At 61.3% G+C, this 26,301-nt stretch carries 28 protein-coding genes and 1 tRNA gene; 14 read left to right on the forward strand and 15 right to left on the reverse strand.

Annotated features, from left to right (window positions below; genetic code table 11):
* Window position 1: 1 nt before the first annotated feature.
* Both fabB and fabA read right to left on the reverse strand, forming a co-directional pair.
* Window positions 2-1,225: a beta-ketoacyl-ACP synthase I gene (gene fabB / locus ABIT12_RS09040; protein ID WP_348043487.1), complete on the reverse strand. Its 1,224-nt coding sequence runs from the start codon at window positions 1,223-1,225 to the stop codon at window positions 2-4.
* A gap of 116 nt (window positions 1,226-1,341) precedes the next feature.
* On the reverse strand, window positions 1,342-1,872 hold the full coding sequence (fabA, locus tag ABIT12_RS09045; protein WP_348043489.1) for a 3-hydroxyacyl-[acyl-carrier-protein] dehydratase FabA: 531 nt from the start codon (window positions 1,870-1,872) through the stop codon (window positions 1,342-1,344).
* A 196-nt stretch (window positions 1,873-2,068) separates the two neighbouring features.
* Here fabA and irrA point away from each other — a divergent pair, with 196 nt between their 5' ends.
* Window positions 2,069-2,497 carry an iron response transcriptional regulator IrrA gene (gene irrA, locus ABIT12_RS09050; protein ID WP_407065609.1) on the forward strand — a complete coding sequence of 143 codons (429 nt, stop codon included), beginning with the start codon at window positions 2,069-2,071 and terminating at the stop codon, window positions 2,495-2,497.
* A gap of 7 nt (window positions 2,498-2,504) precedes the next feature.
* Here irrA and ABIT12_RS09055 read toward each other — a convergent pair whose 3' ends face one another.
* Window positions 2,505-3,125 carry a hypothetical protein gene (locus ABIT12_RS09055; protein ID WP_348043493.1) on the reverse strand — a complete coding sequence of 207 codons (621 nt, stop codon included), beginning with the start codon at window positions 3,123-3,125 and terminating at the stop codon, window positions 2,505-2,507.
* A gap of 35 nt (window positions 3,126-3,160) precedes the next feature.
* Between ABIT12_RS09055 and ABIT12_RS09060 the strand changes: the two genes are divergently transcribed.
* From ABIT12_RS09060 to ABIT12_RS09075, 4 genes are read left to right on the forward strand one after another with little or no spacing between them, the layout of a single operon-like run.
* The gene (locus ABIT12_RS09060; protein ID WP_348043495.1) at window positions 3,161-3,985 is read left to right on the forward strand and encodes an arylamine N-acetyltransferase; all 825 of its coding nucleotides are present in this window, start codon (window positions 3,161-3,163) and stop codon (window positions 3,983-3,985) included.
* A 2-nt stretch (window positions 3,986-3,987) separates the two neighbouring features.
* Window positions 3,988-4,584 carry a YdeI/OmpD-associated family protein gene (locus ABIT12_RS09065; protein WP_348043497.1) on the forward strand — a complete coding sequence of 199 codons (597 nt, stop codon included), beginning with the start codon at window positions 3,988-3,990 and terminating at the stop codon, window positions 4,582-4,584.
* Complete coding sequence (locus ABIT12_RS09070; protein ID WP_348043499.1) at window positions 4,581-5,102, forward strand: DUF1697 domain-containing protein; 522 nt, start codon at window positions 4,581-4,583, stop codon at window positions 5,100-5,102. Before ABIT12_RS09065 ends, ABIT12_RS09070 begins: the two co-directional genes overlap by 4 nt.
* Before the next feature lie 19 nt (window positions 5,103-5,121).
* A complete protein-coding gene (locus ABIT12_RS09075; protein WP_348043501.1) occupies window positions 5,122-6,018 on the forward strand; it encodes a ribokinase in 897 nt (298 codons plus the stop codon).
* 117 nt (window positions 6,019-6,135) lie between these two features.
* Here ABIT12_RS09075 and ABIT12_RS09080 read toward each other — a convergent pair whose 3' ends face one another.
* Entirely contained in the window at window positions 6,136-7,023 is an 888-nt protein-coding gene (locus ABIT12_RS09080; protein WP_348043503.1) for a LysR substrate-binding domain-containing protein, read from the reverse strand.
* 107 nt (window positions 7,024-7,130) lie between these two features.
* On the opposite strand from ABIT12_RS09080, the gene ABIT12_RS09085 reads away from it, so the two are divergent.
* Entirely contained in the window at window positions 7,131-7,754 is a 624-nt protein-coding gene (locus tag ABIT12_RS09085; protein WP_348043508.1) for an NAD(P)-binding domain-containing protein, read from the forward strand.
* A gap of 74 nt (window positions 7,755-7,828) precedes the next feature.
* Here the strand turns inward: ABIT12_RS09085 and infC are convergent, their stop codons facing one another.
* Window positions 7,829-8,365 (reverse strand): translation initiation factor IF-3, encoded by a 537-nt coding sequence (gene infC, locus ABIT12_RS09090; protein WP_348043562.1) that lies wholly within the window; start codon window positions 8,363-8,365, stop codon window positions 7,829-7,831.
* 197 nt (window positions 8,366-8,562) lie between these two features.
* Here infC and ABIT12_RS09095 point away from each other — a divergent pair, with 197 nt between their 5' ends.
* The gene (locus ABIT12_RS09095) at window positions 8,563-9,333 is read left to right on the forward strand and encodes an alpha/beta hydrolase (protein ID WP_348043510.1); all 771 of its coding nucleotides are present in this window, start codon (window positions 8,563-8,565) and stop codon (window positions 9,331-9,333) included.
* Between the two features lie 135 nt (window positions 9,334-9,468).
* Here the strand turns inward: ABIT12_RS09095 and ABIT12_RS09100 are convergent, their stop codons facing one another.
* From ABIT12_RS09100 to ABIT12_RS09115, 4 genes are all read right to left on the reverse strand, one after another.
* Window positions 9,469-10,131 carry a GNAT family N-acetyltransferase gene (locus ABIT12_RS09100; RefSeq protein WP_407065608.1) on the reverse strand — a complete coding sequence of 221 codons (663 nt, stop codon included), beginning with the start codon at window positions 10,129-10,131 and terminating at the stop codon, window positions 9,469-9,471.
* A complete protein-coding gene (locus tag ABIT12_RS09105) occupies window positions 10,118-10,984 on the reverse strand; it encodes an NAD-dependent epimerase/dehydratase family protein (protein ID WP_348043512.1) in 867 nt (288 codons plus the stop codon). Before ABIT12_RS09105 ends, ABIT12_RS09100 begins: the two co-directional genes overlap by 14 nt.
* Complete coding sequence (queG, locus tag ABIT12_RS09110) at window positions 10,981-12,099, reverse strand: tRNA epoxyqueuosine(34) reductase QueG (RefSeq protein ID WP_348043514.1); 1,119 nt, start codon at window positions 12,097-12,099, stop codon at window positions 10,981-10,983. The genes ABIT12_RS09105 and queG overlap by 4 nt, the downstream gene beginning before the upstream one ends.
* A gap of 129 nt (window positions 12,100-12,228) precedes the next feature.
* Complete coding sequence (locus ABIT12_RS09115; RefSeq protein WP_348043516.1) at window positions 12,229-12,906, reverse strand: glutathione S-transferase family protein; 678 nt, start codon at window positions 12,904-12,906, stop codon at window positions 12,229-12,231.
* A gap of 115 nt (window positions 12,907-13,021) precedes the next feature.
* On the opposite strand from ABIT12_RS09115, the gene ABIT12_RS09120 reads away from it, so the two are divergent.
* Window positions 13,022-13,831: an undecaprenyl-diphosphate phosphatase gene (locus tag ABIT12_RS09120; protein WP_348043518.1), complete on the forward strand. Its 810-nt coding sequence runs from the start codon at window positions 13,022-13,024 to the stop codon at window positions 13,829-13,831.
* 68 nt (window positions 13,832-13,899) lie between these two features.
* On the opposite strand, the gene ABIT12_RS09125 is transcribed toward ABIT12_RS09120, so the two are convergent.
* On the reverse strand, window positions 13,900-14,886 hold the full coding sequence (locus tag ABIT12_RS09125; RefSeq protein WP_348043521.1) for a complex I NDUFA9 subunit family protein: 987 nt from the start codon (window positions 14,884-14,886) through the stop codon (window positions 13,900-13,902).
* A gap of 210 nt (window positions 14,887-15,096) precedes the next feature.
* On the opposite strand from ABIT12_RS09125, the gene ABIT12_RS09130 reads away from it, so the two are divergent.
* The 6 genes from ABIT12_RS09130 (at window position 15,097) to rpoN (ending at window position 19,407) form a co-directional block, all read left to right on the forward strand.
* Window positions 15,097-15,181, forward strand: a tRNA-Leu gene (locus tag ABIT12_RS09130).
* 139 nt (window positions 15,182-15,320) lie between these two features.
* Complete coding sequence (locus ABIT12_RS09135) at window positions 15,321-15,938, forward strand: ribonuclease D (RefSeq protein WP_348043522.1); 618 nt, start codon at window positions 15,321-15,323, stop codon at window positions 15,936-15,938.
* Complete coding sequence (locus ABIT12_RS09140; protein ID WP_348043524.1) at window positions 15,938-16,570, forward strand: hypothetical protein; 633 nt, start codon at window positions 15,938-15,940, stop codon at window positions 16,568-16,570. The genes ABIT12_RS09135 and ABIT12_RS09140 overlap by 1 nt, the downstream gene beginning before the upstream one ends.
* Window positions 16,567-17,019, forward strand: a complete 453-nt coding sequence (locus ABIT12_RS09145; RefSeq protein ID WP_348043526.1) for an LptA/OstA family protein — start codon at window positions 16,567-16,569, stop codon at window positions 17,017-17,019. The genes ABIT12_RS09140 and ABIT12_RS09145 overlap by 4 nt, the downstream gene beginning before the upstream one ends.
* Window positions 17,016-17,774 carry an LPS export ABC transporter ATP-binding protein gene (lptB, locus tag ABIT12_RS09150; protein WP_348043528.1) on the forward strand — a complete coding sequence of 253 codons (759 nt, stop codon included), beginning with the start codon at window positions 17,016-17,018 and terminating at the stop codon, window positions 17,772-17,774. Before ABIT12_RS09145 ends, lptB begins: the two co-directional genes overlap by 4 nt.
* A 130-nt stretch (window positions 17,775-17,904) precedes the next feature.
* Complete coding sequence (gene rpoN / locus ABIT12_RS09155) at window positions 17,905-19,407, forward strand: RNA polymerase factor sigma-54 (RefSeq protein ID WP_348043530.1); 1,503 nt, start codon at window positions 17,905-17,907, stop codon at window positions 19,405-19,407.
* Window positions 19,408-19,556: 149 nt separating this feature from the next.
* Here the strand turns inward: rpoN and ABIT12_RS09160 are convergent, their stop codons facing one another.
* The 5 genes from ABIT12_RS09160 to ABIT12_RS09180 all read right to left on the reverse strand — a co-directional run bounded on the left by ABIT12_RS09160 (window position 19,557) and on the right by ABIT12_RS09180 (window position 26,301).
* Entirely contained in the window at window positions 19,557-21,368 is a 1,812-nt protein-coding gene (locus ABIT12_RS09160; protein WP_348043532.1) for an ATP-binding cassette domain-containing protein, read from the reverse strand.
* A 287-nt stretch (window positions 21,369-21,655) separates the two neighbouring features.
* Entirely contained in the window at window positions 21,656-22,114 is a 459-nt protein-coding gene (gene rirA / locus ABIT12_RS09165; RefSeq protein ID WP_348043566.1) for an iron-responsive transcriptional regulator RirA, read from the reverse strand.
* A 112-nt stretch (window positions 22,115-22,226) separates the two neighbouring features.
* Window positions 22,227-23,411, reverse strand: coding sequence for an ROK family transcriptional regulator (locus tag ABIT12_RS09170; RefSeq protein ID WP_348043534.1), 1,185 nt, complete (start codon window positions 23,409-23,411; stop codon window positions 22,227-22,229).
* 431 nt (window positions 23,412-23,842) lie between these two features.
* Window positions 23,843-24,790 carry an ABC transporter permease gene (locus ABIT12_RS09175; protein ID WP_348043536.1) on the reverse strand — a complete coding sequence of 316 codons (948 nt, stop codon included), beginning with the start codon at window positions 24,788-24,790 and terminating at the stop codon, window positions 23,843-23,845.
* The gene (locus ABIT12_RS09180; protein WP_348043538.1) at window positions 24,790-26,301 is read right to left on the reverse strand and encodes a sugar ABC transporter ATP-binding protein; all 1,512 of its coding nucleotides are present in this window, start codon (window positions 26,299-26,301) and stop codon (window positions 24,790-24,792) included. Before ABIT12_RS09180 ends, ABIT12_RS09175 begins: the two co-directional genes overlap by 1 nt.

The raw sequence follows: 26,301 nt of genomic DNA on the forward strand, positions 1-26,301 counted from the left end.
GTCAGGCCTCGGGGTGCTTGAATACCAGCGTCGCATTGGTGCCACCGAAGCCGAACGAGTTGGACAGGGCCACGCCGATCTTGGCATTGTCGCGCCGTGCCCGAAGGATCGGCATGTCTTCAAACGCCGGATCGAGGTTTTCAATGTTGGCGCTTTCACACAGGAAGCCTTCCTGCATCATCAGCATGCAATAGATCGATTCCTGCACGCCCGTGGCGCCGAGCGAATGCCCGGTCAGTGACTTGGTGGCCGAAATCGGCGGGCATTTGTCGCCGGTGCCGAACACCGCGCGGATGGCGTCCATTTCGCGCGCATCGCCGACCGGGGTCGAAGTGGCGTGCGGGTTGATATAGTCCACCGGCATCTTGATGCCTTCAAGTGCCAGCCGCATGCAGCGCTCGGCGCCTTCGCCCGATGGGGCGACCATGTCGTAGCCATCGGAGGTCGCGCCATAGCCGATGATTTCGGCGTAGATCTTGGCGCCGCGCGCCTTGGCATGTTCGAGTTCTTCGAGCACCAGCACGCCCGCGCCGCCGGCGATGACAAAACCATCGCGATCGCGGTCATAGGCGCGCGAAGCCTTGGACGGGGTGGCATTGAAGTCCGAACTCATGGCGCCCATGGCGTCGAACAGGTCGCTCAGCGTCCAGTCGAGATCCTCATGACCCCCGGCAAACACGATGTCCTGCTTGCCCATCTGGATCTGCTCATAGCCATTGCCGATGCAATGCTTGGAGGTCGCGCAGGCCGAGGAAATCGAATAATTGATGCCCTTGATACCAAAGGGCGTCGCCAGCGTTGCGGAGGCAGTCGAGCTCATCGCCTTGGGCACGGCCAGCGGCCCGATGCGCTTGGGGCCTTTGTCGCGGGTGATGTCAGCGGCTTCCACAACGGTGCGGGTCGATGGACCACCCGAACCCATCACGATCCCGGTACGCGGGTTCTTGATGTCGGATTCTTCCAGCCCCGAATCCTCGATTGCCTGCTGCATTGCCAGATAATTCCAGGCCGCGCCCTTGCCCATAAAGCGGGTGGTGCGGCGGTCGAGCACGGCAAATGGATCAATGGTGGGCGCGCCATGCACATGGCAGCGGAAATTGAGGTCGGCATAATCCTGGGCGAAGGTAATGCCCGGGGTGGCGGCATAAAGGCTGGCCAAAACCTCGGCCACATTATTGCCGATGGAAGAAATGATCCCAATGCCGGTTACGACAACTCGTCTCATCTTCGCCTCGCTCCAGATCGTATAGCAGAGTTCCGCCCCGGGCGCTCACCGCTTTTATATAGTTTGGCTTCCCGCCAGTTTCATGGCTGGGGCCGCTTTACGCGATGAACTTTTGCTTACGCGCTCTTCTGGTCGCGCAATTGGCTGTCGGTGAACAAACCTACGCGCAAATCCTTGGCCTCATAGATCAACTTGCCGTCAGCCTTGACCCAGCCATCGGCAATGCCCAGCGTCAGCCGCGAACGCATCACGCGCTTCACGTCGATGCCGTATTCCACCACCTTGACGTCATCGGTCACCTGGCCGGTCATCTTGATTTCCCCGCCCAGGGCGCGGCCCTTGCCGGGCGCACCGACCCATCCGAGGAAAAAGCCGGTCATCTGCCAGACAGCGTCAAGGCCAAGGCAGCCCGGCATCACCGGATCGCCGATGAAATGGCATTTGAAAAACCACAGGTCCGGGTTCACGTCGAGTTCGGCCCGCACCTGCCCCTTGCCATGGGCACCGCCGGTCTCGTCGATCCGCGTGATGCGATCAAACATCAACATCGGTGGCGCCGGCAGGCGCGCATCCATCTGGCCGGGCAATTCGCCGCGACCATGCGCCAGCAGCTCGTCATAGGTAAAAGAGTTCTGCCGCTCGGCCATTGCCTGCCCCGTGGTTAACCAGTGGCCGTTGTGTAGAGGGGCGGGGCAGGAGGGTCAAGAGAGCCGGGCTCTGCGCCAATCTGTCATTGTGGCTTTCCCTGTGCATAGCTTGTGCCAAACCGCCGCTCTGCGTATAAGAGGAGCGAACAATTATGGCCCTTTCTGTCGACCTAAGGACCCAATGCCGGACCACACCCTGACCAGCCGCACCCATCCGTCGCGCAAACCGTGTCTCACGGCAGTGCTGCGCATGGCCGGCCTTCGCCCCACGCGCCAGCGTGTCGCCCTGGCCGAACTGCTGTTCGGTGGCCCGCATCGCCATGTCAGCGCCGAACAGCTGCATGGTGAAGCAAGCCTGACCCGCGTCAATGTTTCGCTGGCGACCATCTACAACACGCTGCACCAGTTCCATGAAGCAGGCCTGCTGCGCGAAGTGGCTGTTGACGCCTCCCGGTCCTATTTCGACACCGATACGTCTGATCATCACCACTTCTACGTCGAAGACGAACAGCGGATGATCGATATCCCCGCCTCGGCCGTGAGCTTTGAGTCTTTGCCCGAAGCCCCTGCCGGCATGGTGGTGAGCCATGTCGATGTGGTCATTCGCGTTCGCAAGGCGCAGTGACGCTCTTTTAGAGCCTGCCGAACGCTACGCCCTTCCATCCCCAGCCGTTAGCCAGCGTGGTTTCCTGCAGCGGTGTCTTGATTTCGCCGGTGCTGAACTTGGCTTCGTAGATTTTGCCAAAGCTGCCGTCTTCCTTGATGCCAAAGGCGGCGCCGTAGCTGAACGATTTTTGCTGGCCGCGCGAGGCCGAAGCCGCGAACGACAGGCTCGGGATGCCCGCATGCCATTCCACGCTGAACTCGTGATCCACCGAGCGCACGACGCCGCGGCTCGCATCCAACTTCATCAGCACCTTAAACACCCGTTTCAGGCCCGCCTTTTCAAAGAACGCGTACCATTTGGCGTCGATGATCTTCCATTCGGCCACCAGATCAACCTTTTCCGGGCCGCCGTCGCGGATCAGGAACGGCACGCCATCGTTGTTGAGCGCCAGCAGTGCCTCACGTAGCTCCGATGGCGGTTTCCTGGCCACGCCTGAGGGAGCGGCTTTGCTTCCGGTGATGAAACCCAGCAATCCCATATTGCGTCCCCCATTGGCATAATCTGGACGAACCCTAGTCCATTCCGAAGCGTTCTGCACGGAGCGGTTTGGCGCCGGCGTCGTGACAAAGCCGGCTTCGGTCGCCATGATGGGGTTCTCATAAAACCAGTTTGCGGGTCCCGATGAGCGAAAAAGTCAACCTGGCGGCCTATTTCGAGCGAATCGGCTTCTCCGGCTCCATCGCCCCGACCCTGGCGACCCTGGAACAACTGCATGCGCTGCACCCCGCAGCGATCCCGTTTGAAAACCTTGATGCATTCCTGGGCCTGCCGGTCCCGCTCGACCAGCACAGCCTGGAACACAAGCTCTTGCACAATCGCCGCGGTGGCTATTGCTTTGAACAGAATCTGCTGTTCATGCGGGTGTTGCAGACGCTCGAATTTGAGGTGCGCGGCTATGCCGGGCAGGGCCTGTGGTGGAACCCCGATCCAGCCGGACGGGGGCCCTCCCATATGTGCCTGGTGGTGGACATTGCCGGCGTTTCCTATCTGGCCGACGTCGCTTTTGGCAGTTGCACCCTGACCGCCCCGCTCAAACTGCGCACCGAGGTCGAACAGACGACCCCCAATGATACGTTCCGCCTCATGCCGATCGGTGACGGGTTCCGGCTGGAGGTCAAGTTCAACGAGGTTTGGCGCCCCGCCTATCAGTTCGAACTGACCGAACCGACGGACGCCGACTATGCCGCGCTCAGCGCCGAAATCGCGGCAAAGCAGCATCAGGCGGGGTTGCTGATCGCCGCCCGGGTCCAGCCCGGCTTGCGTACCACGCTGCGCCACAATCTGCTGAGCACGTATCGTCCGGGAGAGGAGCGCGACCGTCGCATTCTTACAAGCGTGGAGGACATCCGTGCGGCACTCTCGGATACCTTCGGCATTGCCCTGCCAACCAGTGATCTGCTCGATCCGGCACTGGCTCAGATGCTTGCCACCCATACCGAAAGCTGACCATGGCTCCCGTCTATGTCGATCCCGACAAGGTCCATCCCTTCGCCAGCGCGCAGGCGTTTTACGATTGGCTGGCCAAGCACCACGACACGGAAACCGAAGTGTGGGTACGCATCTTCAAGAAGGCCACCGGTACGCCCACAATAAATGCGGTCGAAGGCATTGAGGTGGTGTTGTGCTGGGGCTGGATCGACGCTATCCGCAAGAGCTACGACGATGTGTCCTTCGTACAACGCTATACGCGGCGCGGGCCGAAAAGCCTGTGGAGCCAAGTCAATCAGGACAATGTCGCCAAGCTGCTCTCCGATGGCAGGATGACCGAACATGGCATGCGCCATGTCGAGGCAGCCAAGGCCGATGGCCGTTGGGCCGCCGCTTACAAAATGGATATGCCGCCGCCCGAGGAGCTTTTGGCGGCGATCGAAGCCAGCCCCAAGGCGATGGAGTTTTACGGCAAGCTCAGCGCCCAGAACCGCTTTGCGCTGACCTTCCGCACCCACAACCTCAAGACCGCCGCCGGCCGCGCCAAGCGCATCGCCAGCTTTGTCGAGATGCTGGAAAACGGCGAGACCATCTATCCGCAGGGCAAGAAATCGTGACGCGCTACGCCGCTTTCCTGCGCGGGGTGAATCTGGGCAAGCGGCAGGTCAAAAGCGCCGACCTGCTCAAAGCCTTCACCAACATGGGGTTCGACAATGTCAAAACCCTGCTCGCCTCGGGCAATGTGCTGTTCGATGCCGACAGTCCCGACGCTCGCCAGATCGAAGCGGCGTTGGAGCGGGCTTTCAGCTTTGCCATCGGCACCGTGCTGCGCAGCCAGGATCAGCTCAAGGCGCTGATCGATCTCGATCCGTTCGATGGACGCAAAGAGGATGAGAACACCAAGCTCTACGTGACCTTTGTCGAGGACCTGAACGCCACATCCCTGCCGATGCCCTGCGCCGTCACGGCTGACTTTGAAGTGGTCAAGCTCACTGACGGCGAAGTGTGCATTGTCACGTATCGCAAGGCCGATGGCCGCTATGGCTCAGGCATGGACCTGATCTGGAAGCATTATGGCAAGAAGCGCCTCTGGACCTCGCGCAACTGGAATACCGTGTTAAAAGCAGCCAGCTAACGCATCAGGACTTAGAACCATGATCACTGTTTTCGGCTCCACGGGCCTGGATCAAATCGGCACCGTGCCGCGCCTGCCAGGCCCCGGCGAAACCGTTTTGGGCGGCGTTTTTGCCTCCGCCCCCGGCGGCAAGGGGGCCAATCAAGCGCTGGCCGCCAAGCGCGCCGGTGCCGACGTGCGCCATGTGTCGGCGGTGGGCGACGATGCCTTCGCCGCCCAAGCCTTGGCGTTGCTCAAGGCCGGCGGGGTTGATCTGAGCCTGGTCAAAACCGTGCCCGGCGCCACCGCGATCGCCATGATCTTTGTCGATGCCCATGGCGAAAACTGCATCGCCGTGCTCCCCGGCGCCAATGCCACAGTCAGCGCTGATGAGGCCGAAACGGCGCTGAGCAAACTGCCGCCCGGCGCGGTGGTGATGTTGCAACAGGAAATCTCGCAGTCCGCTACCGAACGCGCCCTTGATATCGCCAAGGCCAATGGCCTGGTCTCGATCCTCAATACCGCGCCGTATCTCGAAACCACCAAGACCCTCGCCCACAAGGCCAGCATCCTCGTCGCCAACGAAACCGAGTTCGCCCTGCTCAGCAATTCGACGCCGGCCGAACTCGACACTGCCATGGCCGCCTGGGTCAAGCAGCACGGCCAGACGCTGATCGTGACGCTGGGCAAAGACGGCGCCAAGGCCGTCACCCCCACCAGCGCCTTCAGCGTCCCCTCTCTCGCCATCACTCCGGTGGATACCGTTGGTGCCGGTGACACCTTCTGCGGCTATCTCGCCGCCGGTCTCGATGCCGGCCTTGATCTCGAAGCCGCCATGCGCCGCGCCGCCTATGCCGGAAGCCTCGCCTGCCTCAAGCCCGGCGCCCAGCCTGCGATCCCGTTTGCCGCTGAGGTGGACAAGGCGCTGGCTTCGTAGAGGCGCCACCCCCCTTGATCCCCCTTGTGGGGAGGGAAGCGAGATAGGACTTAGCTTCAGCTAAGTCCGGCATCGAGCAGCGTGGGGCTGTGCTTCCGCATACTCGAAGACTGACCCCTACTCCCGCATCCCCTCCGCCAGCGCATCGATAAACGCGGTTACTCGCCGCGGCACCTGTTTGCGGCTGGGATGCACCACCTGGATGGGCAGGCCGGGCATGGTCCAGTTCGGCAGTATGCGCACCAGACGTCCCGATGCGAGATCGTCGCGCACCAGATCCTCCGGCAGATACGCCGCACCGCCGCCGGCCAAAGCTGCTGCCAGTTGCGCCTCGCCATTGTCGATCTCGATACCGCCCCTCACCGCCGCTGTCACTTCCTGCCCCTCCGGCCCGATAAACGGCCAGCGATTGCGCGGGATCAGGTTGAGATTGAGCACGCAGGGCGCATGCTGCAGACCATCGGGCGTCTGCGGCATGCCGTGGCGTTCCACATGGCTGGCTGCAGCACAACAGATGAACCGGTAAGTGCCGATCCGCCGCACGATCAGGCTGGATGGCGGCAGCATGCCGATGCGCACGGCCAGATCAAAACCCTCGGCAATCAGATCGACCCGTCGGTCGCTGAGCGAAATCTCGCAGATCGCCCCCGGATGCGCGGCGACGAAGCCGGCGACGATCCTCGGCAACCGCCTTATCCCCAGCGTCGTCGGCGCGCTGATGCGAATGCGCCCATGCAATTGTCCCGGCTCGACCCGGGTCAAATCGCCCAGCGCGTTCTCGGCATCAAGGACAGCCTGCGCCTGCACCAGAAATCGCTCGCCCAGTTCGGTCAGCCGCTGGCTGCGCGTCGTCCGTTCGATCAACCGCGCGCCATAGTGCTCTTCGAGCGCCTGCACCCGCCGTCCCACCATCGCCGGCGAAATATCAAGCCGTCGCGCCGCCTTGGCAAAACTGCCCAGCCGCGCTGCGGTCACAAAGGTACGGATATCGATCAACTCGCTCATTCGATATTATTATGCAATTCTAAAACGACAATCCACCCAATTTACGTAACAATGGCGCTGCTCTATCTCATGGTCATCGCAATCAAACCAAACCGATGGAGAAACCAATGACCGTAGCAATTCTTGGACTGGGCAATATGGGCAAGGGCATCGCCGCCCGCCTCGCCGGCAAGACCGATCTGGTGCTGGGCGTGCGTGACGCTGCCGCCAATGCGGCGCTGTCCGCACAATTTGGGAATGCCCGTGTCGCTTCGATCGCTGATGCAATCGCCGCCGCCGATATCGTCGTGCTGGCCCTGCCTTACGGCGCCGCGCTCGAAGTCGCCGCCCGCCCAGATCTGGCTGGCAAGATTATCGTCGATATCTCCAACCCGGTTAAGCCGGACTTCTCCGGCCTCAGCATCGGCCATACCACCTCGGCTGCCGAGGAAATTCAGGCCGTCGCCAGCGCGGCTAAAGTGGTCAAAGCCTTCAACACCATTTTCGCCAGTGTGTTCGCAGCGTCCGCTGCCTCGACGGCCAACGTCCCGGTCTTTGTGGCCGGCAATGACGAGGCCGCCGTCGCCGCTGTCTCCGAATTGGTCAAGCTGGCTGGCTTTGCCGTCGAAAACGCCGGTGGTCTCGATGCCGCCCGCTTGATCGAGCCCGTCGGCATGCTCAACATCCGCTTCGGCTATGGCCTGGGTCGCGGTACGGCGATTGCGCCGCAGTGGACCAATGTTGCGGCTTGATCAATCCGGCAGCGGCGCAAAACAAAAAAGGCGGGCTCAAAGCCCGCCTTTTCCAATTCAAATGTGCCAGAAGCTCACTTCGGCGCTAGAACCATCACCATCTGGCGGCCTTCCGACCGGGGCTGGCTTTCGACCTTGGCCAGAGTTTCCATCTGGTCCTTGACCTTGATCAGCAGGTGCATGCCGATATCCTGGTGGGCCATTTCGCGGCCACGGAAACGCATCGTTACCTTGACGCGATCACCATCTTCGAGAAAGCGGATCACCGCCTTCATCTTGGTTTCATAGTCATGGGTGTCGATATTGGGTCGCAGCTGGATTTCCTTGACCTCGATGACCTTCTGTTTCTTGCGGGCCTCGGCAGCTTTTTTCTGCGCGGCATACTTGAAACGTCCGAGGTCCAGCATCTTGGCGACGGGCGGAACGGCATTGGGAGAGATCAGAACCAGATCGAGACCCGCTTCCTGCGCTTCAGCCATGGCCGCGCGCGTGTTGACGATCCCGCGGTTCTCGCCTTCAGCGTCGATGAGTTGGACATCGGCGCTGGTGATATCTTCGTTAGAAAGCGGCCCATCCTTCTGGGGCGCAACTGGTCTCATGGGACGACGAATGGCAAACGTTCCTTGTATTGACAAACCGAGTGGTGAAATCAGGCGTAAAATCGTGTTAGCGCAGACAGAAGTCAACAGGCAAACACACCCAAATTGTGGCGTGTTGCAGCATGGTAACGGCTTTATCTGCAAGCAATTGCGCCGTCTTCGGCGCGAGGGCAACACAGCCATTATAGCGCAGTGGAGAACAAAGAGCGATGGCCGAGATACAACCGCGCGATATCGTGGTGGGGCATGGGACCGATGCCAGAGCCATCGCAGTGCGCCAGCGGTCCGGAACGGCGCCCGGCCTGTTCTGGCTCGGTGGCTTCCGCTCCGACATGATCGGCTCCAAGGCCATGGCGCTCGATGCCTATGGCGCCGAGCATGGCCTGGCCGTCACCCGCTTTGACTACTCCGGCCATGGCGTTTCCGGCGGCAGCTTCGATGATGGCACCATTTCGCGCTGGTTGGAGGAGGCGGAGGCGGTGTTTGCGTTTGCCGCCGGGCCGCAGATCGTCGTCGGCTCATCGATGGGCGGATGGCTGGCTTTGCTGCTGGCGCGCAGCCTGCTGCGACGCGGCACCCCGCTCAAGGGGTTGATCCTGATCGCGCCGGCGCCCGATATGACCCATGAACTGATGCTGAAGGATTTTACGCCCGAGGAACGCTCGTCGCTGAAACAACTGGGCTATGTCGACCAGCCGTCACAATATTCGGCCACGCCCTACCGGATTACCCGTGGCCTGATCGAGGACGGCGCCAACCATCTGCTGTTCGGCAAGGTCATCGAAACCGGGTGTCCCGTGGTCATTCTGCAGGGTGGCGCCGATCCCGACGTGCCCCAGTCCCACGCCATTCGCCTGACTACGCATCTGCTGCATGATCCGGTGACGCTGACGCTAATCCCGGACGGCGACCACCGGCTGAGCCGCCCGCAGGATTTGAAATTGTTGACCGATGCAGTGGAGCGGCTGGTCGGGGAGTAGAAACCCCTCATCCGTCCTTCGGGCACCTTTTCCCACAAGGGGAGAAGGGTGGCATTGTGCCTGATTAGACACCAGATCAACCCTCGCCCCTTGTGGGAGAGGGTGGATCGCCCGCAGGGCGAGACGGGTGAGGGGTTACGATCTAACGGCCGCCGCCAGCTTCGTCTTCTGCATCCCGCCAGCGTCAAAATTATCTGGGTTTAACCATCGCTCATATTCCGCCCGCAACGCCGGCCATTCGCTGTCGATGATCGAGAACCATGCGGTGTCGCGGCTTTCGCCCTTGATGATCAGGTCTTGCCGGAACACCCCCTCGTGCTGGAAACCGAAGCGCTTCGCTGCGGCCTTGGAAGGTTCGTTGCGGTTGTTGCATTTCCATTCGAACCGCCGGTACCCCAGATCATCGAAGGCATGCCGGGCGAACAGGAACAGTGCCTCGGTGGTCACCCGCGAGCGCGAAATCGCCAGGCCCCAATAGATGCCGCCAATCTCGATTGACGCGTGGTCGGGAAAAATCCGCATCCAGCCCTGATGGCCCTGCACCGTGCCGGTGGCCTTGTCGATCACCACCACATAGCGGTTGGGCGACGCATTGGAGGCGTCGATCCAGGCTTGCGCCGCGGCCACACTGTCAGGGGCATGCGAAAACAACCAGCGGTGGCGCTCAGGCGCGCTGGCCGAGGCTTCATAAAGCTCGGCGGCGTGGCGCTGTTCGATCGGTTCGAGCCGCACGTAGCGCCCTTCGAGTACGATGCGCTCCGGTACGGATTTGGCGGGTTTGACGTCACTGTGCATCATGGATCGCCTTCAGGCCTTCGCGGTAGGTTGGATAAAGCAGCTCGATGCCCAGCGCATGCTTGACCGCCGCGTTGGAAACCCGCTTGTTGTCAGCATAGAACGAGCGCGCCATCAGTGTCATCTCGGCGGTTTCGTAGGGCTGCTCCGGTGGCGGCGTTAGCCCAGCCATGTTGGCGGCATAAGCGATCACGTCCTGGGGCGGGGCCGGTTCGTCATCGGCCATGTTGAAGGTGCCTGCCAGTTTGCGCTCCGCCGCCAGCGCCGTCACCCGCGCGATATCGGCGACGTGTATGCGGTTAAAAACCTGATCTTTCTTGATCACACGGCGTGAATTGCCCTCGCGCAGTTTGTCGAAGGTTGAGCGGCCCGGCCCATAAATACCCGCCAGCCGCAGGACCGCCAGCGGCACGCCGTTGGCTTGGGCAAAATCCCGCCATGTCTGTTCGGCAACTACCCGCTGCTGCGAACGCACATTGATTGGCTGGCAGATGGCGTTTTCATCGATCCAGGCACCGCCGAAATCGCCATAGACGCCCACGGTCGAATAATAGCCCAGCCATTGCAGGTTTTTGGAGCCACCCAGCTCGGCTCCAAAGCTATTGAGTGCGGGATCGCCCGCTGCGTCAGGAGCGATCGACAGCACGATATGCGTTGCTGCGGCGAGATCGGCCAACAGCGCTGAATTTTTCGTCGTGCCATCGAACAGATGCGCGGCAAAGCCTTCGGCAATCAACGCCTCGGCCTTGTCAGCCGCACGCACGGTGCCGGAGATCACCGCATCGGGGTGCCGGGCGCGAATGCGCTGGGCGCTGGCCAGTGATGAGAAGCCCAGTCCGAAAAAGAAGATGTTCAACCCGAAAGCTCCGCCGTCCATTCCGCGCGAACCGTATCGTCCGCCTCATCAGTCTCATAGTCTTGCCGCGCCGCATCAGCGCGTTCGGGCGCCAGGCGCCGCAACGCCCAGATGGACGCACCGCGCACCAGTGGATCGTCGGCGCCCAAGCGCGTTTCGGCCAGTGACGTCAGGGTGTCGTCGCCGCTGTTGCCGACAGCGATCAGTACATTGCGCAGGAACCGCCCATGCCCGATCCGCTTGATCGGCGAGCCGGCAAACAGGCTGCGAAAACCACCGTCGTCGAGCCGCGCCAGATCGGCCAGGTGCGGACGCTCCAGATCGTCGCGGGCGCGCAGTCTGGCTTCGCGGCTCACCTTGGCAAACTTGTTCCACGGGCAGACGGCAAGGCAATCGTCGCAGCCGTAGATCCGGTTGCCCATCGCCACCCGGAACTCGGCGGGGATCGGTCCCTTGTGCTCGATATTGAGATAGGCGAGGCACCGCCGCGCATCGAGCTGGAATGGCGCGGGAAACGCCTGGGTCGGGCAGATATCGAGACAGCGCGTACAGGAGCCGCAGCTTTCCGCGTGGGGTGCATCCACCGGTAGTTCGGCATCGGTGAAAATCGCGCCCAGAAACAGCCATGAGCCGAAGTCGCGGCTGACCAGCACCGTATGCTTGCCCTGCCAGCCCAGCCCGGCGGCTTCCGCCAGCGGCTTTTCCATTACCGGGGCGGTATCGACGAACACCTTGACGTCGGCTCCGCTGCGTCGTGCCAGCAGGCCGGCCAGCTCCTTGAGCTTGCCCTTGATGATTTCGTGATAGTCACGATTGCGCGCATAAACCGAAATCGTCCCCAGTGATTTCTCTGCCAGCAGCGCCAGCGGATCGCGTTCAGGGCCATAGTTGACCCCCAGCAGGATTGCCGATTTCGCCTCGGGCCAGAGCGCATTGGGACTGCTGCGGCGCTCGGCCGTTTCGGCCATCCAGTCCATGTCACCATGCCAGCCGCGCTCCAGCGCCAGGCGCAGCTTTTCCGGCAGGTCGGGACGCGCGGCAGTGGATGTGATCCCAAAGCTGTCGAACCCCAGCGCCACCGCTCGAGCGCGCAGCTCGGCGATCAGTTTTGGCATTTGGCTGGCGGAAGCGGGCACTTGTTCACCGGATTATTCCCGCGCAAGCGAGAATCCATTCTGTCTTGTAGCCGATGACCACCAAAGAGTGGATTCCCGCCTGCGCGGAAATGACCCGGTGGATGACGCCTAGAAATCCAGGTCGGCATAACCCTTATGCGGCGGCATCGCCACCACGCGGTCATTGAGCAAGGTTCGGAACGCCGGGCGGGATTTGATGCGCGAATACCAGTCACGGGTTTCCCCCGCATTGCCCCAGTCGATATCGCCCAGATAATCCAGCGTCGACAGATGCGCCGCCAGCGCGAAATCGGCTAGCGTCATGGTGTCGCCGGCCAGCCACGGGCGGGTGGCGAACAGCCAGTTAAAATACAGCATGTGCTCATGGAGGTTGGTCTTGGCGACGCGCAGCACTGCCGGTTCGGGAGTTGCGCCGCGACTGTCGCGCTTGATGATCTTTTCTTCGAGCACGTAGCGCGTGACTTCGTCATTGAGCTTGAAGATCACCCATTCGATCAGCCGCCACATTTCCGAGCGCAGGCCGATATCGGCTGGAAACAAGCCGTCGATCGCGGCCGGCGCAAATCGCTCCTCGATCGCATGAACCACGGCAAGGCATCCGACGGCCGGCGCGATTTTGGTATCCAATAGGATAGGCAGGGTCGCCGCCGGATTGAGCTCGAGCAATTGCGGTTCGCGCAGCCACGGCTTGATTTCCTCCAGATCGACCGGAATGCCATACTCGGCAAACATCAGGCGGGCCAGGCGCGAGGATGGATCGAGCGGATGGTGCAGCAATGTCGGCATGCGAACTCACTCACTAATTTCAGGCCAACGATGCAAGCCAGCTTATTGGCGAGCCATGCAAACACCGTTAAGACCATAACGCCCAAGGGCGTGGCTGGTTGAATTAGGGGATCAAATGAGCGTCGATCAAGGTCTTTTTGTGCCGCTGGTGCTCGGAGTTATCGAAGGGCTTACTGAATTCTTGCCAGTCTCCTCGACTGGCCATCTGCTGTTGACCGAACATTTCTTCGGTCTGGCCCAGCCAAAAACCTTCATCGTGCTGATCCAGCTCGGGGCGATCCTGGCAATCATAACCATCTATTTTGCCAAACTGGCGCTGCTGCTCCGCGATGCGCTGACTGGCAAGGCCTATGCGTGGGCGTTTGCGCGCAATGTTGTGCTGGCCTCGATCCCGGCGGTGATTGCCGGCGTGCTGCTGCGCGATTTCATTCAGGGCGTGCTCTACGAAACCCCGATGCTGATCTGCATCATGCTGGTGGTTGGCGGGGTGATCCTGTTGATCGTCGATCGCCTGCCGCTGCAGCCGCGCTACACCGATATCTATACCTATCCCTGGCATCTGAGCTTGATTATCGGGCTGTTCCAGATGCTGGCACTGATCCCGGGCGTATCGCGCTCCGGCGCCACCATTGTCGGCTCGATGCTGTTTGGTACCGACAAGCGCTCGGCGGCCGAATTTACCTTCTTTATCGCGCTGCCGATCATGATCGGCGCTTTCGGCTATGATCTGTACAAAAGCCGCGATCTGCTCTCGGCCTCCGACGGCATCAATATCGCCATCGGTTTTGCCGCCGCCTTCGTGGTCGGCGCCATCGTGGTGCGCTACCTGCTCAACTTCGTCAGCCGCTTCGGCTTTGCCCCCTTCGCCTGGTGGCGTATTGCGGTGGGCATTGCCGGCATCGCAGCGCTGCTGCGCGGCCTCTGATACTTCCAGCCCCAATGCAAAAGGGCCGCCCAGTGGGCGGCCCTTGTTATTTCTAAGCCAAAGCGCGTTTAGACGGCAGTGCCGCCATTGGCAGCCGGGCGACCGAACTGGCCGTTCTTGCGGAACCGCCACATATAGCTGGGCAGCACGCTTTCCATCGAAGTCGGTTCGATATCGAACGCTGCCAAGGTGCGTCGCTGGGCAATCGCCGAGTCGGAGACGACATTGTCACTATCGAGCAAGGTGATCTGGTCCGCCGTCAGCAGCGGCGGGAAGGGCAGGATGGCAAAGGGCAGCGCCAATAGCTTGGCAATGCCGCTGGGTATTGGCAGCAGCGGATTGCTGCGACCAGTTTCGCGCAGGATCATCGCCAGCAGCGCCTTGTGATCGATCACTTCGGGCCCGCCGATCTCATAGACCTTGCCGGTCTTGACCTTGCCTTCGGCGGCCAGCACGAACGCCTCGGCAACATCGCCCACATAGGCCGGCTGCAGGCGGGTCTTGCCCGAGATCACCGGCATCACCGGCAACATCCGCGCCAATGTACCCATCAGGTTGAAAAAGCCATCGCCGCGCCCGAACAGGATCGACGGGCGGATCACCACGGCCTGCGGAAACGCCGCAAACACCGCAGCTTCACCCTGCGCCTTGGACACGGCATAGGTGCTGGCGCTCTGCTCGTCGGCGCCGATGGCCGACATATGCACCAGCGATTCGACCTTGGCAGCCCTGGCCACACGGGCAATGGTGCCCGCCGCGATGCCATGCACGTCTTGGAACTGCTGCCGACCGCGCTCGAACCCAATGCCGACCAGATTGATCACATAATCGGCGCCGGCAATGGCCCGCTGCACCGAGGCTTCGTTGCGCACATTGGCCTGGATCGGCTGGATCTGCCCCACATCGCCCAGCGGCTTCAGGTGCCCTGCCAGATCGGGCCGGCGCACGGCCACGCGCACGCGATAGCCGCGTTTGGCCAGCACCTGCACAATCTGGGTCCCCACAAACCCCGAGCCGCCAAATACGGTGACGAGTTTCTGGTCCAAATGATCCATTCGATGGGCTCCGGGAACGACGATTGGGGAACGGCTTGCTGCATAGCGCTTCTAACGCAAGCGCCACCGCACTGTCGAGGGTGATGGGCCGTGTCGACCATGTCGATTGCATGCGTTTTTGCCGCCAAATCCAATTGACATAACCCGCCTGCGGCCCTAGTAACCGCTCGCTCCAATACGAGTTTGTCCAGTTCGGCCAAACTTACATGTGCCCAGATGGCGGAATTGGTAGACGCGCACGGTTCAGGTCCGTGTACCGCAAGGTGTGGAAGTTCGAGTCTTCTTCTGGGCACCATTTCTCTGTATCGACGTTTGAAACACCGGCCTCGCAACAGCGAGGCCGGGTTCAGGCGTTTGTCGTCTTCCGCACCGCAGCCCGCCTTCCCAAGGCCATCATGGTGTGGCATCAGGGTTGAAACGATAACGAGGCGACTATGGCCATCCGACTGCATCAGGGCGATCTGCCTAATCTTTCCAACTATAGCGGCCGCGAAGTGGCGATCGATACCGAGACCATGGGCCTGCAGCCACACCGCGACCGGCTCTGCGTTATCCAGCTTTCGCCTGGCGACGGCAGCGCCGATGTGGTGCAAATCCCGGCAGGCTCCAACTCTGCCCCCAATCTTGCAAGGCTGCTGGCCGATCCGGCCGTGACCAAGATTTTCCATTACGCCCGCTTTGACGTCGCCGTGCTCAAGCACCGGTTTGGTGTGGTGACTGGCCCGGTCTACTGCACCAAGATCGCCTCCAAGCTGGTCCGCACCTATACCGATCGCCATGGGCTCAAGGACATCGTGCGTGAATTGCTCAATGTCGATCTGTCCAAGCAGCAGCAGTCTTCGGACTGGGGCGGCGACAAGCTCAGCGATGCGCAGCTCGAATATGCTGCGTCCGACGTGCTCTATCTGCACGATCTGAAGCGGCATCTGGATCGCATGCTCAAGCGCGAAGGCCGCATGGAAATCGCTGACGAATGCTTCCGTTTCCTCAAGACCCGCTGCGAACTCGACCTGTTGGGCTGGGAAGAAACCGACATTTTCGCCCATAGCTGATGACACTGGCGGCTGGCCAACGCGAACAGGTTTATCGGGGGCTGCTCCGGCGTAACCGCGGCGTATCCTTGCTGCGCCTGATCGTGCCATTGGCCGGCACGGCAATCTTCCTGCTGCTGGCAGCGGAGATTTACCTTTCAAGTCTGGCCGGACGCTTCGGTATTGGCCAGATCAAGGTGTCGCTCGAAAACGTCAGCATCGATGCGCCCGAATATGCCGGCGTCATGTCCGATGGTTCGACCTATCGCGTCACCGCCCAGGGCGCTGTCGCCAATATCGCCCATACCGATATCATCGACATGACCGACGCAGCGCTCACGGTGCTGCGCAAATCCGGCACCACGCTTGAGATTAACGCGGCGGCCGCCCAACTCGATACCACCAAGCGACAGGTAATCATTGCCGGCCTTGCCAATGTCGAGGATTCCACGGGAACGGTCAGCCGCTTTTACAATAGCGTGTTCGACTGGTCGGCGCAGACGCTCGATAGCCAGGGTCCGGTGGCCGTTGATTATGCCGACGGCACCAAGATCATCGCCAAGACCATGAAATACGACACCCAGGCTGGGGTCTGGACTTTTTCAGGGTCCACCGTCACGCTGCCATCCACGCCAGGAGCCAAAAAGCCATGAAGTCAGGCTCTATTCTTATTGTGCTGCTAAGCCTTCTGGCCTTGCCGGCGGTGGCGGCCGACAAGGTGCGGATCACCTCCGATACCTTTGTCGTTTCGGAAGCCGATCATCAGGCGGTGTTCAGCGGCAATGTGGTGGTGATCCATCCCAGCGTCACCGTTCATTCGGACAAGGTCGTTGCTGTCTACGGCGCCGGCGGCACCACCGATATCGAAAGTTTCATTGCCACCGGGCATGTCCGGTTAACCACGCCGGAACAGGATGCCACCGGCGAAAAGGCAGTGTTTACGCCGGCCGATCAATTGCTGCGTCTCACCGGCGATGTGGTCGTGGTCAATTCCAGCGGCACGGTCAATTCGAGCGAGCTGGTGGTGAACCTCGAAACCAATGTTTCGACCTTTACCAGCAATGGCGGCGGCCGCGTTACGGGCGTATTCACCTCGCAATGACCGAAACGCAAGCCAAACCCAAAGTCGACCAGACCGGCTGGCTGGTGGCGCAGAACCTTGCCAAGAGCTTTGGCAAGCGCGTCGTCGTGCGCGATGTATCGCTGGCCGTGCGGCGCGGCGAGGCGGTGGGGCTTTTGGGGCCGAACGGGGCCGGCAAGACCACGGTTTTCACCATGATCATGGGCCTGGTCAAACCCGACGCCGGCAATATCCGGCTTGATGGCCATGTTATCACCAAACTGCCACTGTTTCAGCGCGGCCAATTGGGCATTGGTTATCTGCCGCAGGAGCCGTCGATCTTTCGCGGCCTGTCGGTGCGCGGCAATATCATGGCGGTGCTGGAAAACCATGTCCGCTCGCGCCGTGACCGCGCCGAAAAGCTCGAATCCCTGCTCGAAGAATTTTCCATCGCCCATCTGGCCAAGTCCAACGCCATGGCGCTGTCCGGCGGGGAACGCCGCCGCGTCGAGATCGCCCGCGCGCTGGCCGCCGATCCGGCGTTCATGCTGCTCGACGAGCCGTTTGCCGGCGTCGATCCGATTGCCGTGGCCGAGGTCAAGGGCCTGGTCAAGCAGTTGACCAAGCGCGGCATTGGCGTGCTGATCACCGATCACTCAGTGCGCGAAACCCTCAGCCTGGTGGATCGCGCTTATCTCATTCACGGCGGCAAGGTGATGATTCAGGGCAAGCCCGAAACTATCACCGCCGACCCGGAGGCCCGTCGCGTGTATCTCGGCGATAATTTCGATTATTGAACTTGGCGTGATCGCCGCCGCAACTGGCACGGAACTTGCCCTTCACCTTGCCACCTGCCCAAAAATGAGTCATGTTCGTTCTGGGAACGGGCTGGCGACAGCCCATTGGTTTGTCTAAGGGACTGTTTTAATGGCTTTATCGCCGCGTCTCGAATTTCGCCAGGCGCAAAGCCTGACGCTGACGCCGCAATTGATGCAGTCGATCCGTCTGCTGCAGTTGAGTCATCTTGAACTCAATGATTTTGTCGAAGCCGAACTGCTGCGCAATCCGCTGCTGGAGCGCGAGGATGGTGCTGCCGATGAGGCGCCCGAGCTTCCCGAACGCCTCGCCGAACTCAGCGCCTACGAGGACACCGTCGATCACGGCGACCGCATCCAGAGCGCCGATTCGATTGCTGATGGTTATGACACCTCGGTTGAAAACGTCTTCCCCGATCAGGCCAGCGCCGATCAGCTTAATCTGTCCAGCCGCATCGATCATCAGGGCAATGGCGATGGCGGCGAAGCGCCGGACCTCGATCAATTCGTCGCTGCGCGCCCGCGCCTGGCCGATCATCTGGAAGAACAGACCAACCTGATCCTGCGCACCCAGGCCGATCGGCTGATTGCCCGCCACTTGATCGATAATCTCAACGAAGCTGGTTATCTTGGTGTTGAACTGGACTCCATTGCCGAGCAGCTGGGCGCCGAACTGGCCGATGTCGAAGCTGTGCTACAGGCCGTGCAGGGATGCGATCCGCTGGGTGTGTTCGCCCGCGACGTGCGCGAATGCCTTGCCATCCAGTTGCGCGAAAAGGATCGTCTCGATCCGATGATGCAGCGGCTGCTGGATAATCTGGGCTTGCTGGCCAATCACGACATGCCGGCGCTGATGCGTGCCGTCGGCGCCGATCGCGAAGACATTGCCGATATGCTGTCCGAGCTGCGCATGCTCGACCCCAAGCCGGGCCGCGCCTTCGATGTTGGCCCCATCGAAGCGGTGGTGCCCGATGTGTTCGTCAAGCAGGGTCCGGCTGGAAACTGGCTGATCGAACTCAATTCCGATGTGCTGCCGCGCGTCCTGGTCAACCGCACCTATTATGCCAGCGTCACCAGGAAGGCCCGCGACAGCACGGAAAAAACCTTCCTCACCGATTGCCTGCAGACCGCCAACTGGCTGACCAAGAGCCTGGATCAGCGCGCCCAGACTATCCTCAAGGTCGCTACCGAAATCGTCCGCCAGCAGGATGGATTTCTGGTCAATGGCATCGCCCATCTGAAGCCCATGACGCTCAAGATGGTCGCTGAAACCATCGAAATGCATGAGTCCACGGTCAGCCGCGTCACCTCGAACAAGTATATTTCGACCCCGCGTGGCCTGCTGGAAATGAAATACTTCTTTACCACCGCCATCCAGTCCAGCGATGGCGGCGATAGCCACTCGGCCGAAGCCGTGCGCCACCGCATCCGCCAGCTGATCGATGCCGAACCGCTCAGCGATGTGCTGTCGGACGATACGATTGCCGATGTGCTGAAAAAAGAACAAGGCATCGACGTCGCCCGCCGCACCGTCGCCAAGTATCGCGAGGGGATGAATATACCGTCCTCGGTGATCCGGCGGCGGCAGAAGAAGGGCTTGTTGGCGACGGGGTAGCAACAGCCAGTTCGTCCAGGCGCTGGGTTACGCTCAATCAGCCACCACTTACACCGTGTTTCCTCGGGAACGAGGTTGCCCGCTCTGCGGGCGCGATCTAGTTACGCCTCGTGGTTCGACAAGCTCACCATGAGGCTACTGTGCCTGCGTCACCCCTCAAGCTCTTCGCGCAGCACTTCCAGTTCCAGCCACTGTTCTTCAGCTGCAGCCTTTTTGGCCTCGACCTCTGCCAGCGCCTTGGAGCTGTCATCGAACGCCTTGGCGTTCTTGGAATAAAGCTGCGGGTCGGCCAGAATCTTGGCGAGGCGGGCGATTTCGGTGTCGAACCTGGCGATCTCCTTGGGCAGCGTTTCGAGCGCGTGCTTTTCCTTGAAGCTCATCTTGCGCTTGCCGGTCGCAGCGGTCACCGGCGCCAGCGAGGTCTTGCCCGGCTTGTGCGCCTTGGTGATCGCGGCGCGCGCCTGCACGCCTTCGCCGCGCTGCACCACCATGTCGGAATAGCCGCCGGCATACTCGGTCCAGCCACCGTTGCCCTCCGAAATGATCACCGAGGTAGCGACCCGATCCAGAAAATCGCGATCATGGCTGACCACGACGACAGTCCCGGCATAGTCCGAGACCATTTCCTCGAGCAGATCGAGGGTTTCTAGATCCAGATCGTTGGTCGGCTCGTCCAGCACCAGAAAATTCGAGGGCAGGGACAGGGCGCGAGCCAAGGCCACGCGGGCACGCTCGCCGCCGGAGAGCTTGCCGATCGGGGTATTGGCCTGTTCGGGGCTGAACAGGAAGTCCTTCATATAGCCCACCACATGGCGCGGTTCGCCATTGATGTGGATGGTGTCGCTGCCGCCGCCGGTCAGCGCGTCCTTGAGCCGGGTCTCGGGTAGCAGCTTGGCGCGGCCTTGGTCCAGCATCGCCAGTTCCAGCGCCGCACCCAGCTTGATCTTGCCGCTATCGGGCTTGAGCAGGCCGGTCAGCATCTTGATCAGCGTGGTCTTGCCGGCCCCGTTTGGTCCGACAATGCCCAACCGATCGCCGCGCAGCACGCGCGTGGAAAAGTCATCGACGATGACGCGATTGCCATAGGCCTTGGAAATATTCTCGGCTTCCGCCACCAAAGCGCCGGAGGTGCGGCCCTCGGAAACCTGCATATTGACGCTGCCCGTCACCCGGCGCTGTTCGCGCCGGTCTTGCCGCAGGCTGCCAAGACGTTCCAGCCGACCGACATTGCGTTTGCGCCGCGCCGTCACGCCATAGCGCAGCCAGTGCTCTTCGCGCACGATCTGCCGGTCCAGCTTGTGGCGGTCGCGTTCTTCTTCCTCCAGCACCGTGTCGCGCCAGGCCTCGAACGCGCCAAAGCCCTTGTCGAGGCGCCGGGTGACGCCGCGATCGAGCCAGACGGTGGCCCGGGTCAAATCGGAAAGGAACCGACGATCATGGCTGATCAGCACCATGGCTGAACGCATCGAGTTCAACTCGGACTGAAGCCATTCGATTGCCGGCAGGTCGAGATGGTTGGTCGGCTCGTCCAGCAGCAAAATATCGGGCTTCGGCGCCAAAACCCGCGCCAGTGCGGCGCGGCGGCCCTCGCCACCCGACAGCTTGCTCGGGTCTTCCGCCCCGGTCAGCCCCAGCGAGTTCAGCAGATATTGCGCACGGTAGGGATCATCGCCTGGCCCCAGGCCACCTTCGACATAATCCAGCGTGGTCTTGAACGCCGACAGGTCCGGTTCCTGTGGCAGGTAGCGGATGGTGGCACTGGGCTCGAGAAACCGCACGCCGCCATCATGCTGCACATCACCTGAAGCGATCTTGAGCAGCGTCGATTTGCCCGAGCCGTTGCGGCCCACCAGTGCAATGCGCTGTCCGGGCGAAACGATCAGCTCGGCGCTTTCCAGCAGCGTCGTGCCGCCAAAGGTCAGACGAATGTTTTGCAGGCTGAGAAGCGGGGCAGCGGCCATGAAGGACTGACATTTCTGTGGGTTTGGCCGCATAGAGCATGGGCGCGTCGATAGATCAATGCGCGCGGGCGGGAACCCGGAATGCGTCAATTCGGAATGGGGAAAAAGAGAAGGCTGGTCAGGGCGTTGAGGACCTTGAGCAGCCCGGGGAGACGGTAGCAGTAAGCCCCGTCGTTCCGATGTTTGTGCCGGCCCTGCGGCGTCGGCTGCTTGGCCGGGCCCTGTAATTAGTCGCAAAATAATATGACTATCAAACTCATATTTGTGGCGAAACGAGGAAAGTCGTCTCAATGCGCCAAGGCAATTGGTTCAACGAATTTCAGCCCCAGCCGTTCGCGCAACGACCGGCGCTTTTGTGCCAGATCAGCAATCGAATAGCCGTCCAGCACCGCAAAGAACGCACCAAGCGCTTCGCGGAGTGCGGAGTTGAGATCGCATTCCCCGATCAGCGGGCAATCCGCGCCATCTTCGAAGCATTCTGCCAGCGCGAAATTTTCTTCGGTCAGGCGGATGGTTTCGAGCAACGAAATGTCTTTCGCCGGGCGACCCAGCTTGATGCCGCCATGGCGGCCGCGCACTGTCTGGATCAGACCGCCCTCAACCAGAGGCTTGATCAGCTTGAACAAAAACAGCTCGGAAATGCCATAGGCCTTGGCAATGTCGGCGACGCGGCTTAGACCCGGATCGTTGATCGCACAATAAACCAGAGCGCGGATGGCGTAGTTGGATTGGCGTGTCAGTCGCATCATGACCCTTTCGGCAGCGCGGGCAAACGCCCGGATTCGCGCCGTTAACGCTCGCTAACTTATAACCGTTCTAAAATATGTCAACTAAACTTGATCCGATCCATCAAGTATTTTACCCGGCAATATCGGATGGGTGGCGCGAAAAATGCCGGCGATACAGCGGTAGTTCGGCAGCGCCCAGCGCGGGGGCCGTGGCGCCAAGATGGCCCGCCACCACCGCGGGCGCCGAACAGGCCGATATCGGCAGGGTTGCCAGATGGCGCTGCACGCACGCCACCAATCGCTCCAGTACCGCCCGGGGCATTGCTCCATCGATCACCGCCAGCCGGCACTCAATAACGGCGGTGGTGTTGAACACCACGTTGGCCAGCGCCCTTCCGCCATCTTCGATCCAGTCTGACAGCACCGGCTCCAGCGCCCCCCAATCCGTTTCGGGGGTGATGGGCGATGAAACCGGCCGTCCCGCCGCCGTCAGCCGCTGTTCGAGTGCGTCGAGCGAGGCGACGAAATGGGCGGGATGCTGCTTTCCTTCGGCATCAGTCACCAGCATCGAGCCGAGATTGGCCGAGTTCCCGGTCGGTCCCTCCCAGAGCGTGCCTTGCCCGACAATGCCCGCCGCCACGTAGCAGGACACCAGAAAATAGATGAAGTCGGACGGCCGTGGCGCCGGCGAGGCAATCAGCTCGGCCCAGCAGGCCGCGTTGCCGTCATTGAAAACCTGCACATCAAGCCCGCAGCGTGCGTTCACCTCCGCCGCAATGTCGAGTTCGCGCCACAGCGTGGTCTGCTCCGGGGGTGCATTGACCAGATGCACATGCTCCCAGATCGAGGTTGGCATGGCGATCCCCAGATCGGTCAGCCGGTCCTGTCGATCAGTGGGAATTCCGGCGCGCAGGGCCTGCACCGCCTCGGCAATTTCGTCCGGCAGCACGCTGGCATCGGGATAGGCATAATCGCGGTGAATGTGGCCCAACACCTGGGCATGCATGTTGATCAGCAGCACATCCAGATGCCGCCAGCCAATTTCGCAGCCGATGGCATAGCCGCCTTCGGGATTGAGAAAAATCGGGGTCGCCGGCTGGCCACGACGACCGCGCAGCACCTCGCCGCGCCGGATCAGCCCGCTCCGCTCGATCTCGATCAGGATTGCCGAAACGGTCTGTGGCGCCAGCCCCGTCAGCCGCGAAATCTCGGCATTGGAGAGGCCAGGGTTGAAGGCTACGACCGTCATGACCGCCCGTTCATTGGCGCGGCGCAATCCGTGATGCTGTAAGCCGCGCCCGGCCGTTTCAAACATGCCAGGCACCAATTCCGGGTCTTTAGGCAACTGCAACAGCTCCTGATCGACAAATAGCCAAGGTCGGCCCTGGCATGCGCCGGACTGATTCAAGGTTTCTGTAACGGCAACAAATCGCCCCGAATATGCTGGGGCAGTGCTGGAATTGTGATTCGAAATGCAATTGTTCAACGATAACAAAGCAATGCAGTAACGCAACCCTTCAACAGGGTAGCCCATCGAATCTCAAAGGGGCACTGGGACTTGTCCCATGTTGCTAAAATAGATAACGTTTCAATATATAAAGCGTTTGCAGCCGACAAAGGTCGGCTGACTAGGCTGGTGCCGTTGGCCGATCCGGGTCGCTGGCGGGCCACGGCAAGTCGGGCGACACGGCGCCCGTTGATCACCGGCCTCTGCCGGGACAGCGCCTCCGTCCAGAACAGCTTGAACTACTTCAGCTCTGCAATCGCCAGCGCCACCACAATGATCGTCCCTTTGGCGATCAGTTGCATGTCGATGGGCACGTTCAGAATGTTCATGCCATTGTTCATGATGCCCAGGAACAGCACGCCCATCACCGTCCGCGCCACTGAACCGCTGCCCCCCATCAGGCTGGTGCCGCCTAGAACCACGGCGGCGATCACATCCAGTTCGGTGCCAAACGGCCCGTAGGTCGCTGCCGCCGTATGCACCTGCGAGGACTGGATAATGCCGGCAAACCCGGCACCCAGCCCCGACAGCCCATAGATCAGGGTCTTGGTCAGCGCCGTGTTATGCCCGCTGAGAAACGCTGCGCGCTCGTTTTCGCCCACGGCCGCAACCAGCATGCCCAGTGGGGTCCGTCTCTGCACAAAGATCAGCACCAGCGCCACGGCGATGAACAGATAGATCGAAACCGGAATGCCCAAGATGTTGCCGGTGCCGATAAAGGTGTAGGCGCTCTCCTCGCGGATTAGATGCAGGTCCGGCCCGCCCAACAGCAGTGCCGAGCCGCGCACAATAGACAGAGTGGCCAGCGTCACGATGATCGGCGGTAGGCCAAGAAACGCAATCACCGCGCCATTGGCAAAGCCGATGAACAGCCCAAGCCCCAATCCTGCCGCCAGCACCACCGGCAGCGGATAACCCGCCGCCAGGCAAAAATACGAGACCAGTCCCGAAATTGCCAGCACCGGGCCAACCGACAGGTCGACCCCGCCGGTCATGATCACGAAGGTCGTCGCCGTCGCCATGATTCCGACCAGCGCCACCTGCCGCAGGATGCCGATCAGGTTTTCCGGCTTCAAGAACGCCGGCTGAGCGATGGCAAAGACCACGACGATCACCAGGATCGCCAGCGGCAGGGCGTGGGGCGCAATACGCCGCCCGAAGCCTGAAATCTGCGCTGCCGTGCCCATTACGCCGCCTCGCCGATTTCGTTGACCACCTGGCTCATCGTCACCTTGTCCGCATCGTGGATCGCTTTGAGTTGGCCGCTGACCATGATGCCGATCCGGTCGGCTACGGTCATCACCTCTTCAAGGTCCGACGACACCACCAGCACCGCCGCGCCCTTGTCGCGCTCGGCGCGCAGGATGGCGTAGATTTCCGCCTTGGCACCGACATCGACGCCCACCGTGGGTTCATCCAGGATGATGACCCGCGGCGACAGGTTCAGCCATTTGCCCAGCAACACCTTTTGTTGGTTGCCACCAGACAGCAGCTTGACCAGCTTGCGGCCATCGGGCGGCTGCACGTTGAGATCAAGGATGGACTTTTTGGCACTGCGCTCGATGCCGCCGCGGTCCAGCAGGCCGAAGCGCCAGAACTTTTTCAGCGTTGCCATCACCAGATTGTCGGTCACCTTCAGGCCCAGCATCAGCCCCTCGCGGTGCCGGTCTTCAGTGACAAATCCTATGCCCGCTGCCATCGCCTCCGCCGGGTGACCGAATTTTACCGCCTTTCCGTCCAGCTCGACCGTGCCGCTGTCGAACTGGTCCGAGCCAAACAGGGCATGCATCACTTCGGTGCGCTTGGAGCCAATCAGCCCGGTAATGCAAAAGATTTCCCCGGCATGAACATCAAAGCTCACATTCTTGAACACGCCCCTCTTGGTCAGGTTCTGGACCCCCAGCCGGACGGCTCCCGAGCCACGCGGCTTGCGTCCGACCAGAGCGGCACCAGCGGAATCGCGTGCCAGCTTTTCGCCCACCATCAGTTCGACCACCTTGGGCCGCTTGATGTCCTTGACCGCACTTTCAGCGATCACCTTGCCGTCGCGCATGATGGTCATGGTGTCACACACCGCGAAAATCTCATCGAGCATGTGACTGATATAAACGATCGCCACGCCACGGGCCTTGAGCGTGCGGATCGTGTCGTGCAGCCGCGCCACATCCGCTGCTGCCAGCCAGCCGGTCGGCTCGTCCATCAGCAACACCTTGGCGTCAAGCGCCAGCGCCTTGGCGATTTCGACTTCTTTCTGCTTCACCGTCGGCAGCGCGCCGACAATGGCGTCGAGATCAAGATCTATGCCGTGGCGCTCCAGCAGGACCAAGGCGTTGGCGCGCTGGGTCTTGCGATCAAGCAGACCAAACCCCCTGGTGGGCTGGCGGCCGAGGTAGATATTATCGAGTACGCTCATCGCTGGGGCGAGGTTGGAGTGCTGATAGATGCAGGCCACGCCGCGCGCGATCATTTCCGTCGGGTTGCCCAACGGGGCGATAACGCCTTCCACTTCAACCGTCCCTAAAGTCGGCGCGATCGCCCCGGTCAGGACTTTGATCAGCGTCGATTTGCCGGCTCCGTTCGAGCCGATCAGCGCGCGTACTTCGCCAGCCATCACCGCGATACTGGCGTCAGCAAGCGCGACGAAATTGCCGTAGACCTTGGTCAGTCCCTTGCCCGAAATCAGCGGGGTTACGCTCAT

Source organism: Devosia sp., from assembly GCF_039927955.1.
Taxonomy (GTDB): domain Bacteria; phylum Pseudomonadota; class Alphaproteobacteria; order Rhizobiales; family Devosiaceae; genus Devosia.